The 17,553-nt window shown below is 44.1% G+C and carries 19 protein-coding genes; 12 read left to right on the forward strand and 7 right to left on the reverse strand.

Going from position 1 to position 17,553, the window contains the following annotated elements; translation table 11 throughout:
• Positions 1–106 precede the first annotated feature (106 nt).
• Complete coding sequence (locus AC3IT7_RS13080) at positions 107–1,930, forward strand: acyl-CoA dehydrogenase C-terminal domain-containing protein (RefSeq protein WP_489248738.1); 1,824 nt, start codon at positions 107–109, stop codon at positions 1,928–1,930.
• Positions 1,931–2,276: 346 nt separating this feature from the next.
• Positions 2,277–2,486, forward strand: a complete 210-nt coding sequence (locus AC3IT7_RS13085) for a cold-shock protein (RefSeq protein ID WP_004281542.1) — start codon at positions 2,277–2,279, stop codon at positions 2,484–2,486.
• Positions 2,487–2,581: 95 nt separating this feature from the next.
• On the opposite strand, the gene AC3IT7_RS13090 is transcribed toward AC3IT7_RS13085, so the two are convergent.
• Together AC3IT7_RS13090 and hemW are read right to left on the reverse strand one after the other, a co-directional pair.
• Entirely contained in the window at positions 2,582–3,511 is a 930-nt protein-coding gene (locus AC3IT7_RS13090; RefSeq protein ID WP_489248739.1) for an HNH endonuclease, read from the reverse strand.
• Positions 3,512–3,682: 171 nt separating this feature from the next.
• A complete protein-coding gene (gene hemW, locus AC3IT7_RS13095; protein ID WP_489248740.1) occupies positions 3,683–4,837 on the reverse strand; it encodes a radical SAM family heme chaperone HemW in 1,155 nt (384 codons plus the stop codon).
• A gap of 125 nt (positions 4,838–4,962) precedes the next feature.
• On the opposite strand from hemW, the gene AC3IT7_RS13100 reads away from it, so the two are divergent.
• The 4 genes from AC3IT7_RS13100 to AC3IT7_RS13115 all read left to right on the forward strand — a co-directional run bounded on the left by AC3IT7_RS13100 (position 4,963) and on the right by AC3IT7_RS13115 (position 8,965).
• Positions 4,963–5,421, forward strand: a complete 459-nt coding sequence (locus AC3IT7_RS13100) for a DMT family transporter (RefSeq protein WP_475653408.1) — start codon at positions 4,963–4,965, stop codon at positions 5,419–5,421.
• Positions 5,422–5,460: 39 nt separating this feature from the next.
• Positions 5,461–6,819 (forward strand): MATE family efflux transporter, encoded by a 1,359-nt coding sequence (locus AC3IT7_RS13105; protein WP_489248741.1) that lies wholly within the window; start codon positions 5,461–5,463, stop codon positions 6,817–6,819.
• A gap of 499 nt (positions 6,820–7,318) precedes the next feature.
• On the forward strand, positions 7,319–8,617 hold the full coding sequence (locus tag AC3IT7_RS13110; RefSeq protein WP_489248742.1) for an ABC1 kinase family protein: 1,299 nt from the start codon (positions 7,319–7,321) through the stop codon (positions 8,615–8,617).
• Between the two features lie 96 nt (positions 8,618–8,713).
• Positions 8,714–8,965 (forward strand): type B 50S ribosomal protein L31, encoded by a 252-nt coding sequence (locus tag AC3IT7_RS13115; protein ID WP_489248743.1) that lies wholly within the window; start codon positions 8,714–8,716, stop codon positions 8,963–8,965.
• Positions 8,966–9,045: 80 nt separating this feature from the next.
• Here the strand turns inward: AC3IT7_RS13115 and crcB are convergent, their stop codons facing one another.
• Entirely contained in the window at positions 9,046–9,426 is a 381-nt protein-coding gene (gene crcB, locus AC3IT7_RS13120; RefSeq protein ID WP_489248744.1) for a fluoride efflux transporter CrcB, read from the reverse strand.
• Between the two features lie 173 nt (positions 9,427–9,599).
• Between crcB and AC3IT7_RS13125 the strand changes: the two genes are divergently transcribed.
• A complete protein-coding gene (locus AC3IT7_RS13125; RefSeq protein ID WP_489248745.1) occupies positions 9,600–9,932 on the forward strand; it encodes a HopJ type III effector protein in 333 nt (110 codons plus the stop codon).
• A 347-nt stretch (positions 9,933–10,279) separates the two neighbouring features.
• Here the strand turns inward: AC3IT7_RS13125 and AC3IT7_RS13130 are convergent, their stop codons facing one another.
• Positions 10,280–10,843: a hypothetical protein gene (locus AC3IT7_RS13130; RefSeq protein ID WP_489250021.1), complete on the reverse strand. Its 564-nt coding sequence runs from the start codon at positions 10,841–10,843 to the stop codon at positions 10,280–10,282.
• A 191-nt stretch (positions 10,844–11,034) separates the two neighbouring features.
• Between AC3IT7_RS13130 and AC3IT7_RS13135 the strand changes: the two genes are divergently transcribed.
• Entirely contained in the window at positions 11,035–11,664 is a 630-nt protein-coding gene (locus tag AC3IT7_RS13135; RefSeq protein ID WP_489248746.1) for a class I SAM-dependent methyltransferase, read from the forward strand.
• An 18-nt stretch (positions 11,665–11,682) separates the two neighbouring features.
• Here the strand turns inward: AC3IT7_RS13135 and AC3IT7_RS13140 are convergent, their stop codons facing one another.
• Positions 11,683–12,261 (reverse strand): hypothetical protein, encoded by a 579-nt coding sequence (locus tag AC3IT7_RS13140; protein WP_489248747.1) that lies wholly within the window; start codon positions 12,259–12,261, stop codon positions 11,683–11,685.
• Between the two features lie 27 nt (positions 12,262–12,288).
• The gene (locus tag AC3IT7_RS13145) at positions 12,289–12,756 is read right to left on the reverse strand and encodes a Holliday junction resolvase-like protein (RefSeq protein WP_489248748.1); all 468 of its coding nucleotides are present in this window, start codon (positions 12,754–12,756) and stop codon (positions 12,289–12,291) included.
• 125 nt (positions 12,757–12,881) lie between these two features.
• Here AC3IT7_RS13145 and AC3IT7_RS13150 point away from each other — a divergent pair, with 125 nt between their 5' ends.
• The 4 genes from AC3IT7_RS13150 (at position 12,882) to AC3IT7_RS13165 (ending at position 16,053) form a co-directional block, all read left to right on the forward strand.
• Positions 12,882–13,526: a ParA family protein gene (locus AC3IT7_RS13150; protein ID WP_475655300.1), complete on the forward strand. Its 645-nt coding sequence runs from the start codon at positions 12,882–12,884 to the stop codon at positions 13,524–13,526.
• A gap of 89 nt (positions 13,527–13,615) precedes the next feature.
• On the forward strand, positions 13,616–14,785 hold the full coding sequence (locus AC3IT7_RS13155) for an AI-2E family transporter (protein ID WP_489248749.1): 1,170 nt from the start codon (positions 13,616–13,618) through the stop codon (positions 14,783–14,785).
• Positions 14,786–14,907: 122 nt separating this feature from the next.
• Complete coding sequence (sodC, locus tag AC3IT7_RS13160) at positions 14,908–15,450, forward strand: superoxide dismutase [Cu-Zn] SodC (RefSeq protein ID WP_489248750.1); 543 nt, start codon at positions 14,908–14,910, stop codon at positions 15,448–15,450.
• 306 nt (positions 15,451–15,756) lie between these two features.
• Complete coding sequence (locus AC3IT7_RS13165) at positions 15,757–16,053, forward strand: DUF3817 domain-containing protein (RefSeq protein WP_489248751.1); 297 nt, start codon at positions 15,757–15,759, stop codon at positions 16,051–16,053.
• 252 nt (positions 16,054–16,305) lie between these two features.
• On the opposite strand, the gene craA is transcribed toward AC3IT7_RS13165, so the two are convergent.
• Positions 16,306–17,535 carry a chloramphenicol efflux MFS transporter CraA gene (craA, locus tag AC3IT7_RS13170; RefSeq protein ID WP_489248752.1) on the reverse strand — a complete coding sequence of 410 codons (1,230 nt, stop codon included), beginning with the start codon at positions 17,533–17,535 and terminating at the stop codon, positions 16,306–16,308.
• Positions 17,536–17,553: the final 18 nt, after the last annotated feature.

Genomic DNA, 17,553 nt, shown 5'->3' on the forward strand with positions numbered 1-17,553 from the left:
CTGACATTTTTATTTGCTTGCCTTATCAATGTTTTTTTATCTCAAATATGAATAATCAAAGAATCGATACAGATAATCCAAAACTATTTTAATCAGGATTAAACGCATGCCAGCATATAAAGCCCCTTTACACGACATTCGCTTCTTGATGAATGAGGTGCTCGATTACCCTGCGCACTACCAGAACTTGTCGAATGGTGAATATGCCGATGCCGACACGGTAGACATGATCTTGGAAGGTGCAGCAGATTTCTGTGAAAATGTACTCTCCCCATTGAATCAAAGTGGCGATGCGGAAGGCTGTCATTTTGAAAATGGCGAAGTGAAAACGCCTAAAGGCTTTAAGGAAGCTTACGATCAGTTCGTACAAGGTGGCTGGCAAGGTCTGTCTTATCCTGAAGAATTTGGCGGTCAAAACCTGCCAATGTCTTTGAACCTGATCAAATCGGAAATGATGGGGAGTGCAAACTGGTCATTCCAGATGTATCCGGGTTTAAGCGTTGGCTGTATCAATACCATTATCCAGTATGGTACTGATGAGCAAAAAAATACCTATCTGCCGCATCTGGTTGCAGGAACCTGGGCCGGCACCATGTGTCTGACTGAACCGCAATGTGGTACTGACCTGGGTCAGGTGAAAACTAAAGCCGAGCCAAAAGAAGATGGCACCTATGCCATTTCCGGAACCAAAATCTTTATTTCTGCAGGCGAGCACGATCTTACTGAAAATATCATCCATATCGTGCTGGCACGCCTTCCGGATGCTCCTCAGGGCACTAAAGGTATTTCCCTGTTTATCGTACCGAAATTTATTGCGGCAGCCGATGGTGGTATCGGTGAGCGTAATCCGGTGAACTGCGGTTCGATTGAACACAAAATGGGGATTCGCGCTTCAGCAACGGCTGTACTGAATTTCGACAATGCCACGGGTTATCTGATTGGTGAGCCAAATAAAGGCTTGCATGCCATGTTTACCTTCATGAACACGGCGCGTATTGGTACTGCAATCCAGGGCATCTGTCATGCAGAGCTATCTTTCCAGGGTGCCCTGCCATATGCCAAAGAACGTATGTCGATGCGCGCCCTGTCGGGTAAAAAAGATCCGGAAAAAGTGGCGGATGCCATCATTCACCATGCCGATGTCCGCCGTATGCTTCTGACCCAAAAAGCCATTGCTGAAGGTGGTCGTGCCATGATTTATCATGCAGCACAAATTGCCGACAACATGAATGATGCCTTGGTACGTGGTGATACTGCGGCCTTTGAACAGCATGATGATCACCTCGGTTTCTATACCCCGATTCTGAAAGGTTTCCTGACAGAAATGGGCTATGAAGCATCAAATCATGGTATGCAGGTCTTTGGTGGTCATGGCTATATCAAGGAATGGGGCATGGAACAGATCGTGCGTGATTCACGTATCTCTACCTTGTATGAAGGTACCACAGGTGTACAGGCACTGGATCTGATTGGTCGTAAAGTACTATTAACCTCGAAAGGCAAAGTGATTCGCGACTATACCGCTGAAATCCTGAAATTTTGTGGTCAGCATGCACGTAATAAATACATGCGCCGTTTTGCCTGGGACCTCACCAAGCTCTGTGCACAGTGGAATGCATTGACTGTTCGCATCATGCTGGCAGCCCGTAAAGACCGTGATATCGTCTCTTCTGCTTCGGTCGATTTCCTGATGTTCTCGGGTTATGTGATGATGGCCTACTTCTGGGCTCAACAGGCCGCAGTCGCTTCAGCCAAGCTGGCATCTGGCGATGGTGCAGAAGTCCCTGAGTTCTATAAAGCCAAAATCAAAACTGCTGATTTCTACTTTGAACGTATTCTGCCTCGCACCCAAGGTCATGCTGAAGCGATGGTGAATCCATCCAAAACCATGACGGCACTGGCGCCAGAGCACTTTAGTTTCGATTACTAAGCTGTAAATTGAATTGAAAAGAGCGCTTCGGCGCTCTTTTTATTGAGAACTGCCTGTCTCTACTTCTAAAAATATTCATTTGAATAGAAAATATACAAATTTAATTTTATATTTTTCAAGTTACTAGGAAATTATATAAATAAAACGCTTGTATATCTCAAAATAAGCGGTATGATAATCCCAACTAGAAAAATTCTTGTTTTGGTTAGTTTCTTTTAAGTATCGCAGTTTTAGTCATAAACCTTCGTATTACAGATCAAAAAGCTCCATCCTTTTTATTTTTCAAAGTTACAGTTAGTCATCTGAAATTTTGGCTATAAATTCATACGATTCAATAGGTTATATTATGTCTAATACAGTTAACGGTACAGTAAAATGGTTCAACGAAACTAAAGGTTTCGGTTTCATTCAACAAGAATCAGGTCCAGACGTTTTTGCTCACTTCAGCGAAATCACTGGTTCAGGTTTCAAAACTTTAGTTGAAGGCCAAAAGGTTTCTTTCAGCGTAGCTCAAGGTCAAAAAGGCCCTACAGCTGTAAATATCGTTGCTCTATAATTTAGACGCAAGATATTGAAAAAAAGCACTCTTAGAGTGCTTTTTTTGTGCCTGCAATTTCTTTGATTCAGCTGCAGCTTTTAAAGAGCATGGGGTTAACCTAAAAACCGGTATGCTCTATGCCACGCTAAAAACTCCTGATCTGGTGCGAAACGCTTTGGTACTTCTATGCGCTTGGCATGATAAGGCTGCAAATAAGCATGTAGACTTGCATCTTGTTTTGTCTGCTCAGCAATACATACTTTGAACTGCTCATCAATACTTATAAAGCCCTGATCAAAAGCTTGATCCAGTAAAGACGATAAACAAATTCCATTCTGCGGATTTTTACGTTGGACATGATTTTCCGACCAAGGCACAATATGAGAAGCAACTAAAAATGCTTTGGTTTTAATGCCAGAAATGGCACAGCGATACTGATAATTAAGTTTGACTTGTAAAGCAAACTCCCGATGCGCGGAACCTCGAGTTTTAAGCTCGGCTCGCTGATCTGCCACACTATAATCTATAATATCTTGACCAAGACGTGTATTGAAACATCGCTCTGGTGTTTCTCCCGCGCCCGCTAATTGCAACAACCGCCAAAAATCATCTGCTGTAATTTCATTCATGCCATATTGTTGAAAGAAATGTTCCCAACTGGCACCGCGCGTTTTAAAACTCCATTGAAAATCGGTCAAATCCGATTGCAGAATGGGATCGATAAAACGTATGCCATCGATTATTTGAGCAAATACTGGTTTAGTACGGCGCTTCTGATGATCTTGAGGAATAGCCGTGTTGGCAACAATTTTTGCAATGCGTCCAGCACCATACAGATAAAATTGATTTTTAATCTCCGAAGCTTTCTGTGGCCGGCGATATAGAAAGAAATCCCCTTCCCGGACCCGGTTATATTTAGACTGATCCCAATGATATTCTTCAAAGTCTAGATCTTCATAGACCAGATGATCCGCTTTACTGTCAAAAATAAAAAATCGCGTCTCAGCTAAATCTAGTCTGTGAAAAGCCCACAATCTATCCACCTCGCCCCCTAATAAATTGTAATATTCATATTATCTAATTCTTGAATAGTCTCAGAAATATGAGAAACAGGAAAGCTTGAGTATGGTTTTAAGCCTTTTATTTTGTGTAATAAAAAAACCTCATAAAGCTATATGAGGTTTTTCCAAAATTGATCAGAACATTAAAATCAGTTAAAGGAACTCTTCTAGAACCGAGTTTAAAAAGATATGCCCCTGCTCGGTACATGCAAGCCGGTTTTGATCATTGAGCATTAATTTTCTGTCACGCAAAGAACTCAATAACGCTTGCAAGGCATCTAGACGCTGACCGGTACGCTCGGTATAGAGTCTGGCTTCTACTCCCTGATTTAAACGTAGCGCATTCATCATAAACTCAAATGGCATCTCTTCAGCTTCAATACGCTTAAACTGCAAATGTTCAGCAGGTACTTTGGCCAAATAATCCTTAGGTAAGCGGGTTTTCTGGAAACGATACACGCCATCTGGCTGAGTGATTTTGCCATGTGCACCTGCACCAATCGCCAGATAATCACCGAATTGCCAATAATTCAGGTTATGTGCTGAAGGCAACTCTTTACGCCAGGCCGAAACTTCATAATTGATAAAGCCTTGCGCTTTAAGGTAGATCTCGCCCTGCTCCTGAATATCTTCGAGTACATCATCTACCGGCAGAATTGGCTGAGTCCGGAAAAATACCGTATTGGGTTCAATGGTGAGCTGATACCAGGAAATATGTGTGGCACCACTTTCTACCGCAAGTTTTAAATCATGCAGCGCCTGATCTAAAGTCTGTTCAGGTAGACCATGCATTAAATCGACATTAATTCGCTGAAAGCTGGCTTCACGCGCCAAGCCAATGGCAGAAATGGCATCTGCATTACTGTGAATCCGTCCCAGACGCTTGAGATGGTCGGTATTGAAACTCTGTACCCCGATCGACAAACGGTTAATACCGGCCTGTAAATACCCTGAAAACGGGTCATGCTCTATGGTACCCGGATTGGCTTCCAGCGTAATTTCACAGTCTTCTACAAAGGCAATAATGGCCTGTAGCTGAGCAAATAGCCATTGGTAGCCTGGGGCAGAAATCAGTGACGGCGTACCCCCACCAATAAATACACTATGAATCTGGCGACCTTGGGCAAAATCGGCTTGAGTTTTAAAGTCTTCGACCAGGGCAGCTAAATATTCCTGTTCCAGTTCCAGAGATAAGCCACCATCAGGAACAGCGTGCGAATTAAAGTCACAATACGGACATTTGCGCACACACCATGGCATATGGATATACAGGGACAAAGGGATGATAGCAGGATTCAATTCAGCCAAGGAACTACTCAAAAAGGACTACAAGATATAGCTGAATTTTAACATGACTCGGCCACAACACTGCTAAAATTAAAATCGACCTGAATGATCGTTAAAAATTTAAATAGAATTAGACAGTTAAAACTATGAAAATATCTTCTCAACTGATTATTTTACTGCCTCTGGTGTTTGCTATTGGTGTTTTGCTGACTTTGCAGACCGCGATCAACACCCAGCTGAAAGAATATTTATATTCTCCGATTCAGGCTGCATTTTTTTCCTTTTTGATTGGTACAATAGTACTGGCCTTAATCGTGCTTTTTCAGTCCAACCCCAAACCTGGTTTGCAGGAATTGATCAGTATTCCCTGGTATTTGTGGCTTGGGGGAATTTTGGGTGTGTATGCGATTAGTATGAGTATTTATGCAGCGCCCAAACTAGGCTTCTTGGTTCTTACCGGCCTGATTATTTTTGGTCAGATGGTCATGTCGATGCTGGTCGATCATCTGGGTCTACTGGGCAATGAAAAAATGCCGATTAACTGGCAACGTCTTTTAGGCGGCGGAGTAATTTTTATTGGTGTGCTTCTCACGTTACAACGCTAAAGCTTCTATTTAAGCACATGATCACCATGAGTAATTTTTGTGTCGAATGTTTCACCGGTTACGACCTTTGGTTTTGAATTAAAAAAACTGTTTCATCTGATGTTGCCAATTCTGGTGACACAATTTTCTCAGGCTGGTCTGGGTCTGATTGATACCATTATGGCCGGTCACCTGTCTGCGACCGATCTTGCAGCAATTGCAGTCGGGGTGGGTTTATGGATTCCGGTGATGCTGCTGTTTAGTGGCATCATGATTGCCACGACTCCACTGGTGGCAGAAGCCAATGGTGCACGCACACCAGAGAAAATTGCCACCATTGCACGCCAGTCACTGTGGGTTGCCTTGATTCTCGGGATTATTGCCGGCCTGATTTTACAACTGTTGCCAGCCAGCTTGCCTTTATTAGGCGTACCGGAAAGCCTGCAGCCCAAAGCCAGCTTATTCTTGCATGCAATTGGCTTTGGTATGCCGGCTGTGACCATGTATGCGGCCTTACGTGGTTATTCTGAAGCGATTGGCCATCCGCGTCCGGTGACCGTGATCAGTTTATTGGCACTGGTTTTACTGGTACCGCTCAACTATGTGTTTATGTATGGAATCGGGCCAGTACCCGCCTTGGGCAGTGCCGGCTGTGGTTTTGCCACCGCGATTTTACAGTGGTTAATGCTGCTGACTCTGGCACTATATATTTTTAAAAACAAGGCCTACCAACTCACCCAGCCGTTTACCCATTGGGAAACAATCGATCCGGCATGGTTAAAACGTATTTTGCAGCTTGGTCTTCCAATCGGACTGGCGATTTTCTTTGAAGTCAGTATTTTTAGTACGGCGGCAATTGTCTTGAGTCCTTTGGGAGAAACCATTGTTGCTGCACATCAGATTGCCATTTCAGTGACTTCACAGCTGTTTATGATTCCGATGTCCCTGGCAATTGCCCTGACGATTCGGGTCGGCACCTATTATGGTGAACAGAACTGGCTGGCCATGCGTAAAGTGCAATATCTGGGTCTGATCACGGCCACTATTCTGGCGCTCATGACCATGCTTCTGCTTTGGCTGTTGCGTAGTGAAATTGTGGCTCTATATACCTCGGATATGGTGGTCAGCCAGATTGCGGTATATCTGATTTTATTTGCAATTGCTTATCAACTGATGGATGCCTGGCAGATCAGTGCGGCAGGTTGCCTGCGCGGTATGCAGGATACCAAAGCGCCGATGTGGATTACCATGCTGGCTTACTGGATCATTGCCTTCCCTGTCGGTGTCTACCTGTCCCGCTTTAGCGATATGGGCGCCGCCGGTGTCTGGGTCGGCCTGATTGTGGGTCTGAGTGTGGCCTGTGTACTTTTACTCGGTCGTTTATACAGCAACAATAAACGTTTAAGTCTCGGTCATTAAATGCCTTCAGTTGAATTACTGAAGCTAAAAATGCGCTGTGATTAAAGATCCGGCGCATGTTTTAATTCTTGTAGAATCTCCAGCTCATCGATTGGCCCTTTTAAAGCTCATGCTCAGTAAGCCATATAATCTATAACCTTCATTTCAGGCCTGGCTTATCCCGTACAACAATATCGATCAATGTGAGCAATAAAATATCGATAGAGTTTTATTGAATTGTGTTGATTACTACGAGCTGTTTTATTTGAATTTTTGGTACTAGAACATCATTCAGAACGCATACACAACCTTATCTCAAACAATGAGGTATTCAGGTCTATTGTTCCAGCTCAAGTATCAGAGACCAAGAAAAATCTTTTGATAAATCAAAGATGATGCATGAAAGATGGAGAAACTCAAGAAAATCACAACACAACATCTACAATTAAATCTAGGCAATTCAACCTTTGTCACCTATGATCAAATACATCAGATAATTGTTGGTTTTAAGGAATCTCGCATGGCAAAAACGGCTAGCACACCCGGTCGTCGCTTTATGAAACTTGCCGGAATGACCGCAAGTATTGCAGGTAAAACCCTATCCAATTCAATTAAAAATTTAACTGCCGACGAAGAGCAGAAAAATACTGCGCGCAGCAAATTATTTCAGGATATTGGCGTACAGATCGCAGACACGTTGGGAGAAATGAAAGGCGCGGTCATGAAAGTGGGACAAATTGCCTCACAATATAAAGATATTTTCCCGCCCGAAGTTGCCAAAGCCATTGCCAAATTGCAACGTCAGGCACCGCCTATGCCCTTTAAGGACATTCAGGCGCAAGTTGAAAAAGAACTCGGGAAACCTTTACAGCAGTTATTCCAGCATTTTGATGAGCAGCCCTTTGCCGCTGCATCAATTGGTCAGGTACATAAAGCGACTTTGCCCAATGGCCAGCAAGTCGTGGTCAAGGTGCAGTATCCGGGGGTGGATGAGGCCTGTGAAAGTGACTTAAAACAGGTCCGTCTGGCACTGCGAATGATGGGCGTGTTGAAGATTGACCGTAAACTTCAGGATCAGTTGTTTAAAGAAATTCAGCATAGTCTGGACAATGAACTGAATTATGAAATTGAAGCCCAGAATCTGGAAGTTGCCCGTGCCTTTCATGAATCCCTGGATCATAAAATTGTGATTCCACAGGTTTTTCATGAGTATTCCTCACGGCATATTCTGACCTTGAGTCAGGAAATGGGAGAAAGTATTGAAACCGCCAGCACCTGGCCACTGGAAACCCGCAATGCCTTGGGCCGCCGTCTGCTGCGTGCAATTGGTCAGGAAATTTTTTATCTGAAACGTTTTCACTGCGACCCGCATCCGGGTAACTTTGCCTTCCGTGAAGATGGTTCTGTGATTGTATATGATTATGGTGGTGTCAAAACCCTGTCCACCGAAGTGATTGGACATTTCCGGGAACTGATTCATGCTGCACGCGAGAAGAATACTGCGGTCATGGAACAGCAATTAGATGCCCTGCATTCTTTGACTGAAACCGGAAAATTCCCGCCGGAACTGTATGAGCAATGGCTGGAAATCCTGATGCGCCCGCTGGTCACCAATTATGACTTTGCGGAAAACTCGGCCCATCATGATGGTATGGAGTTGCTTAAACCTTCTCTGAAATATTGGGATGTATTTAAGCCATCTCCAGATACTTTAATGGTCAACCGGACCATTTCAGGACAATACTGGAATCTGATTCATTTGAAAGTTCATGATGATCTGAGTGATGTGTTTGAAGAGTTGGTGCCCCGTCGAAGCTAGGTTTGGCTCAAAGGCTTACACACTGTAACCCGAGATGACTTGAAGTATGTAATGTTATACCATAACATTATATTTAGAACCATAAGGAGATCATCTATGCGTCCAGATATTCACCCAGCCTACCGTGAAGTATTGTTCCATGACACCAATGCTGATGCTTATTTTGTTATTGGCAGCACCATAGACTCTAGCCAGACCAAAGAATATGAAGGAAAAACATATCCTTATGTTACCTTAGATATTTCAAGTGCTTCTCATCCCTTCTATACCGGCGAGCAGCGTCAAACCAGCAACGAAGGTCGTGTGGCAAGCTTCAATAAACGTTTTGCCCGCTTTAAACGCGGTTAAATACTAAAACTTCTGATTATCTGTTAATCATGGTTTATGTCAGGAAATGCCTCCAGTTTCCTGACTTTTTTATGTCTGTTTCAGCCTTGTGCCAAGGCCAGTGAGGTCAAATAAAAACCCAGTGCCAAAATAATAATTCCCACGATCACACTCGATAGCGCATACAGCAGTGCCAGACCAGCAGCGCCCTGCTTCAACAGCTGAAAGCTTTCCAGACCAAAACTGGAAAATGTGGTAAAGCCGCCAAGAATTCCCACCATCAGAAACAGTCGCGCTTCCTGCTGTAATACTGGATACTTCTGGCTACAGGCAAAAAAGATTCCGGCACATAAACAGCCGAGAATGTTGATCCACCAGGTCGGCCACGGGAACTGCATCTGTGGTTTCAGCAAGCATATTCCTGCAGCATAACGCAGACTGGCACCGATTGCCCCGCCCATTGCTACCCAAAGCCAGCCCATATTTATTCCCATTCTATTTACTGATCAAGTTGATTTTATCCAAAATTTCAAATGCTTTATGGACTATTTTCCTTATTATCTTGAACTGAAAATCAATTAAATACCATGGAACTTGGCAAGAAAATTGGTATATTCATCACCTCAAATTTTCATCAATGGCTCAGGGAAAAAGCATGGCACAAGATCTATTGGCACAATTGGCCGCAGGCGAAGCAAAATTTGCAGATGTAATTGCTTATATCGAATCACGTTATACCCATAACCCGACTGCGTTTAAAAATGGGCAGCAGAGCAATGCGGCCACTGAAAACCAGGGTAGCGCCAAAGTCTTTGCCTTTGCGCAGCTCCATGCGCTGGATCAGGCTCAAACCTTAAGCCTGTTTGCCGAGCACTACGCAGCGGTACAAGCAACACCGGAAGCCAGCGACCATCAGAATATCCGCCAGTTTATGCAAAATGGCTGGGATGGGATTGTATTTGAAGGTCAGGCTTTAACTGCCAAATAAAGCGTCGGTAAAAAAGAAAAGCGCTCCTAAAAGCTAATGCTGATCAGTTAAAGAATTTAGCAATAGATTCTTTAACTTTTTAGGCGTTCATGCGGGAGTCTTCAGCTTTTTAAATCAAATATCTGTAAAGTATTTATTGCTTTGATTTCGCCCACGTGAGAAGCGCAGCTTCGTAAGGCAGGCATCTTGCGGTGCAATACATCGCATGCCTGAAACGGTCGTGCTTGATTGCTCAGTTAGTCAATATAATCATCAACTAGAAAAATAAAATGCCAGTCAATTACTCAACTGACTGGTATTTCTGAGAGAAGCGGTTTTTATTGGTATTTGAATCAGACGTTTTTGGATCAGCTTTTACCGACTTTTTCAATCCACTGAATGGAACTGACACGGAATACCTCACAGGCTCCATCACCCGTATCGGTCGGAGTCAGTGAAGACGTCCAGACCAGATCCTTATCACGCACTTCAACCAGCTCTCCTTGCATACGCACCAGATCACCACGCTTCACCTTTTTAATAGCCTTGGCAATTTCAGGATTGGCCGGAATGATATGCATATTGGATACCATCTGTTTGGCTTGTTCTACCGGCACCGGCACCCGATCCATTTTCCAGTTCAGATAACGGTCATATTGATTGACACTAATATGTCGGGCAATTTCAGGTTCAGCAAACAGGCCCCAACTGACGGCATAATCAATCGGAGAGAATTTGGCTTGCGGGTCAGAATTATAAACCTTGGAACCCAGAATACGAAAATCACCCTTAAACGGCTGCAATACCGAAATGGACTGACCCTTGGCAACAGGCGGCAAGCCTTTGGCAATATTATGGTCGACCGAGCTATAGCCGGCAACAGGCAGTAACAGGCTGGCCAGCAATGCATAATGTTTAAAGTGTTTGAACATCATTTTTAATCTAATCCTCATTGAATTGATCAAACGTTTTAAGGATATCTTCCTTGATCTTACGTATTTTTTAATGAATAAACAGTTGAACTTGGTAACAAACTGGATGTATTTAGTCAGCTTGGGCATTCCCGAATATTCTATTTTTCAGTTAAGCTCATCCGTAATCTTTGCAAATTAAAATAATCCAGATGCTGTATCAACTTTATCAACACCATGTCTTCCCGCATCTTTTGAATCAGGTGATGCAAACACCATTCTTGATGGATTTACGCCGTGAACTGCTTTTGGGTGTCTCAAATGAAGTGCTGGAAATTGGTTTTGGTACCGGGCTGAACCTGCCTTTTTATCAGTCGGTTGATAAGGTCTACGCCCTGGAACCGAATGCAGCCATTTTCAGACTGGCCGCAGCGCGCATCCAGCAGGCTGCTTTTCAGGTCGAACAGATTCAGGCCAGCGCAGAAGCATTACCTTTTGCAGCGAATAGCCTGCAACATGTGGTCTCGACCTGGACACTGTGCAGTGTTCCAGACCTGGAGCAGAGCCTAAATGAAATTTATCGGGTGCTACAGCCGGGCGGTCGTTTGCATGTGGTCGAACATGTGCTGAATCGGCAGAATTTAAATATCCAGCGTCTGCAACATTTACTCACCCCGATTCAAAAGAGGGTTGCAGATGGCTGTCATTTAAACCGTGATATTGAAACTGCCTTGCTGGAAACTGGTTTTGAAATTGAAAAGTTGAATTATATGGATGCCGCAGGAATTCCGAAAATTGGCCAACGCATGTTGCTGGCCCGACTGCGCAAGCCCCAAGGTTAATTCAGCATTTTCTTTAATTTAATGCTGTTGAAGCTGCGTCACGCGCAGCAACTGACAATGGGCACGATATTCCGAACCTGAACCGACCGTGAATTCTTGTCCAGTCGTGCCTGAATGAACGGTTACCAGATCACCGCTGAGTGTGATTTTTTGACCCGACTTTAGCCTGCGAATCTGATCAGCAATTTTCTGGTTTGCCGCAATCAGGCTAAAATGCTGGACATGGGTCACGAGGAACTCTCGTGCCGCATTGCTGACCTGTCCTTCAATATAATAACAGCGCTTTTCTTTATCAAATTCTGGAGTTGCCTGCAGCTTAGACAGAGATTGACTGAGCAACAGCACATCAATATTACTGACATAGGCCAGATCATTGAAATGTCCGACCATGGGACTGGCCTGATGCAAGACGCGACGATTCGGTTTAACAAAACGTTTATCATGCACCGTAAAGGTGGCCGAAATGGGCTGAATCGGCTGTACCTGAAAGTTTTTCAAGACACCTCGTTCTTCCAGATGGGGAATAGCACGAAAAAACTCATTCCAGACCCACAGTCCAAGCATAAACAGCAGCGCAGTGATCAGTAATTTTTGCATAGGTTTTTATTCTTCATTTGGTCCGGATCAATGATTGAAATCAATCCGGATGGTTTCAAAACGTACTCGCCCTTCCTGAACTGCACGGGCAATCGCTTGCTGGCCTTTGCTCAGACGTGCTCCACCACTTTTGATATCAATCAGAACCACTTCAATATCTTCGGCATCACCGTCCCCGTCCCGGAAATCGCTATAGCCATCAAAAACCACATAATCGACGGGATCACCCAGGAACTTGGCATCACTGGGCAGATATTGAAATTCCGGCATAATCGGTGCGAGCTGTTCTGCCATTTTGCCTTTCAGGACTGCACGGCTGGTATTGACACTGCGTTTTTGAGCTGCGACCAAGGCCTGCTGATGCTCTAGCTCCAGCTCGGCAATATACTGTTCATATTCGGCCTTGATCCGTCCATTGCGTGTCTGACTTAAAATAATGGTGGTCAGCACCACCCCGATACATGCGCCAATCAGCATAGCCATCCATATGGACATTGAATCTTCCTAATTGAGTTGATTTTTTTCAGCATGATATTCGACTGAAGTTGAAAACATCAGCCATTGGTGTGCTTGAAAAGAATGATATGCTAGGCTGGAACAGAATAAAATCACCTTGGGTCATGAAAACAATTTTAGTTGCGAATCAGAAAGGCGGTTGTGGCAAAACCATGACAGCCATTAGTTTAGCGTCAGCACTCGCACAAAAAGGTTATAAGGTGGCGTTGGCCGATGCCGATAACCAGAAATCTGCATTGCAATGGCTCAAACACCGCCCAGAACAGGCAACACCAATTCAAAGTCTGGACTGGCGCAATCATAAGTCGATTGGTGATGCGCCAAAGCAGATTGAATATCTGGTAATTGATGCGCCAGGTGCCTTGACCGAAGATCATGCCGAACAGCTGATCAGTGAGGCGCATGCGATTATCATTCCAATCCAGCCGTCATTTTTTGATATTGATTCGACCCGCCGCTTTCTCAAGCATTTGCAGGACATCAAACGTATCCGTAAAGGCAAGGTCGAAATTTTACTTTTGGCCAACCGCACCAAACCGAATGCCGCTAGCCATCAGGAAATACAGCAGTTTTTTGACAAGATCGATCAGCAGCCGGTGGCCTGGATTTCGGAACGTGCGCCTTATAGCCGACTGGCCATGCAAGGTCTGTCAGTCTTTGATAAACCTCAGAAAATTTATCGGGATTTACAGGCTCAATGGCAACCGGTGCTAAATGCCATTATTGATGATCCAAGCCAGTGGTTTTGAGTCCATAGCCTGAATCCAGGCACAACTGTGGGAAAATAATCACGCTACTTACCAAGCCGTCATTTTCGATCGCTTTCTTTTCAGTTAATATGCCTGAACACGACCTAAAAAATGAGCCATTAAATTCAGTGCAAAAGTACGCGCCTACATTACAAAAAGTCTTATTATTTGGATTGTTCTTTATCCTGATTTTTTTGAGTTTTCATATACTCAAATATTTCATCATCCCTGTAGTTTGGGCAGCCATTATTGCCTATATGACTTGGCCCCTGTATCAGTCGGTGTTACGCATGTGCGGCAATCGACCGACACTGAGTGCCACCGTGATGATTCTGGCCGTGATTCTGGTGTTTGGTCTGCCGTTTATCTTTGCCATTTTTATGTTGCAGCATGAAGGTCGTAACCTGTATTTCGAATTGCAGCGACAGGTTTTTTCCGGTCATCTAGATGTTCCTGACTTTATTCGCAACCTTCCGATTGTCGGCAAGGAAATTAGCCGAACCTTAAATGAAATCAATACCGATCCGAACAGTATCGCGATGTCGGTATCGGCCTGGATTCAAGGTCATCTGAATTATGGCAAGATAGTCTTGAATGAAGTCAGCAAAAATATCTTTAAATTGTGTTTTGCCATACTTTCCCTGTTTTTCTTCTACCGTGATGGCCAGACCATTTTAGATCAGGTTCGTAAAGCCTTTGAAATGGTGGTGGGGCCGCGTGTGCATCACTATTTTTTTACCATTTCTGCCACGACCCGTGCCGTAGTCTATGGGGTCGGCTTGACTGCAATTGCCCAGTCTTTATTGGCAGGTCTGAGTTATTTTGTCGCTGGTGTACCAAATCCGATGGTGTTGACCATTGTCACCTTTATTTTTGCCCTGATTCCTTTTGGCCCTCCGGTGGCTTATACCGCTGTATCCCTGTGGCTGTTTTCGCAGGGGCAGACCATTGAGGCAATCGGGGTGATGGCGTGGGGTGTCTGTATTGTCAGTACCGCCGATAACGTGATTCGTCCGCTGGTAATCTCTGGTGCAACCCAAATTCCATTTCTGCTGATCATGTTTGGTGTGCTGGGCGGTATTGCCAGCTTTGGTCTGGTCGGAGTATTTATTGGCCCAGTAATTCTGGCAGTACTGCTGGCCATCTGGCGAGAATGGTTACATGAAAGCAATCTGAATGAACCGCTGATGATGCCTAAAGCTACCATGGCACATGATATTGATCCGGAAACAGAAGATCCGCCATCCAAAGCGCCCTAATGCAACAGTTGCAGCGACTTAAACAAAACAAAACATTTAAGTACTGATTCTATATAGAGCTTCTGATCTTGCTCTGTTTCAATGGTTTTACAAAACAGAATAAAGATCAGGATGCCAATACCATGTCTTCATTGTTTAAAATTACGACACTTTGCGCACTTAGTGCTGCGCTTTTCACTGGTTGTGCTTCAACCTCACCATCTAATGAACTGGTCAGAGCAGTGACAGTCAATGCCGTAACTGCTCAGGGTGTAGGTCAAGAGATTGGCACTATCTTACTCAGTGACAGTCCGGCCGGTCTGGTCATTCGTACTAACCTGAAACAGCTGCCTGCCGGTGAGCGTGGTTTCCATGTTCACGAAAATGGTTCATGCGCACCTGCCATGAAAGATGGCAAATTGGGTGCAGCACTGGCTGCTGGCAGTCATTACAACCCTAATCAGTCACCCAACCACGGTACGCCTGCTACCGGTCACTTAGGTGATTTACCTGCATTAAAAGTCAACAGTGACGGTACTGCCCGTGTCACCCTGCTTGCCCCTCGCCTGAAACTGGCAGATGTTCAGGGTCGGGCCATTATGGTTCATGCTGGCGGCGATAACTATTCTGATAATCCCTTACCATTAGGTGGTGGCGGTGATCGTATTGCATGTGGTGTGATCTAAACACCAAACCGGTTATCGTAAAGCTAAATAAAAAAAGACGGGCAATCTGCTCGTCTTTTTTTGGAAATTTTTAAAGTAGATCTCTGAATTAATTTTTACTGTTCAAAAGCATCAGTTTATTGCGCCCTCACCTTGCCAGCATTCTTACAATTATGACCTGAAATTTTACTTGCCAAGATTAGATAACCGACTGCTTTACTTGGTTATAACTTATTAAAAATAATCAATATATTTAGATTTTTAAGATTCAATATTCAATTGATATTCGGTACACTCGAAGCTTATCTAGTTAAATCAGCATGCATCATGAACATCAAAACTTTACGTCTGGTCGGTTTGCTTGAAGGGATTTCATTCCTGCTTTTGTTATTTATTGCGATGCCAGTGAAATACATGATGGATAATCCGATTTTAGTGAAATATATCGGTATGGGTCATGGCCTACTGTTTGTGCTTTTTTTGGTGGTGCTATTTGCAGTATGTGAAAAACAGAAATGGTCACTAAGCATGTTTATCATGGGCTTGATTGCTTCAATTCTGCCATTTGGGCCATTTATTTTTGATCTGAAACTGAAAAAACTAGAGCAGCCCGTTGAAGCTTAACTGTGGAATTCTAATATAATTAGATCATTATAAAGGAAATCCTCTCTCCCACAGGGAGAGAGGACCTTCAATCTCTATCTATTTTTCATTATTAATTCTAAAACCCATTAAATCTAATGAAAATTCCCTCGCCTTTGAGGAAAGGGTACTTATTTAAATACTTAACCTCACCCTAGCCCTCTCCTGAAAGTAGAGGGAACTCCTGTATTAAACATATGATTTCAATAATTTATAAATTCCATCAATAAGAAGTCAAAACTCCCCACTCGCCTTTCGCTCTGAAATAATCTGCTTTAAGCTCAAACGTGGCAAAGTAAACCACAGTGCAATCAAGATAAAAGATGCAATGCAATAGGCCCAGATATCATAAGCTTCATAAGCCATTCGAACCGCTTCAATCACGACAAAAAAGCTTAGCATCAGAATAATCGAAACCGTCGCGGCCACCGTACCCTTGGACACTTCAGAAGACATCAGCGCAAAACGATATAATACTGAGAAACTGACACCTTCCCCAAGACTGATACAGGTGGTACCAATAATCAGGCAATGCACAAAATAGTCCGGAATAAACAGACCGAATATTAGTAAACCTGTACCAAACAGCATCAGTGGCACACCCAATAATACGGTTTTCCCTAGCGGCATTTTGTCGATAATTTTCAGCAGCACCAGATTACCAATAATTAACCCACCCAAGACCGGAAACTGTGCCAGACCATATTGCACGCTGCTGAATCCAAACTGCTCGACCAGAATTACGGGTGACAATGCAATCCATAACATCAAGGGCAGACTGACCAAGGGCAAGGCCGCGGTCATAATCACAAAGCGCTTATTTTTGAGCACCTGTTTAAAGTCATCCAGAATATAGCTGAAGGGCTGCTTGGGAACGCTGACTTTCAGGTTTGGCATTTTGGCTTTCAGACCGAACCAGCTTAAAAACGACAGAAATGCAATGCCGATAAAGCCCCAATGCCAGGAGATATGATCGATCATAAAGGCACCCAGCACTGGCCCGAGCAAGGGTGCCAATAAAGAAACATTGGCCATCAGCGCCATGACTTTAATGGCATCGCGCTCTTCAAAGCTTTCCTGAATGGCGGCATAACCGACGGCGGTAATGAAGGACAGTCCAAAGCCCTGTAAAAAGCGCAGGAACAAGAAGCTTTCGATATTCGGGGTTAATAAAATCGCCAGACAGCTGATCGTGAAAAATGCCACCCCACCCAGGAGTACGGTTTTACGTCCGAGACGGTCAGACAATGGCCCCAGGATCGCGGCAACAAATGCTCCACCCAACAGGAAAAAGGACATGGAAGATGGCGCCCAAGAACTGCTTACCCCAAAGTCACGGGTAATCGACAGCATAGCTGGTTGGATCAAGTCATTACAGATATAAACGGAAAATTCGAACAGAACCAGCGCCAACGGGAACATGAGTGTGGCACGGGTCAGTTTTTGGGTTTGGATTTTTTGCATGGGAGAGTTAATACTCAT

Source organism: Acinetobacter sp. KH_038 (assembly GCF_057839405.1).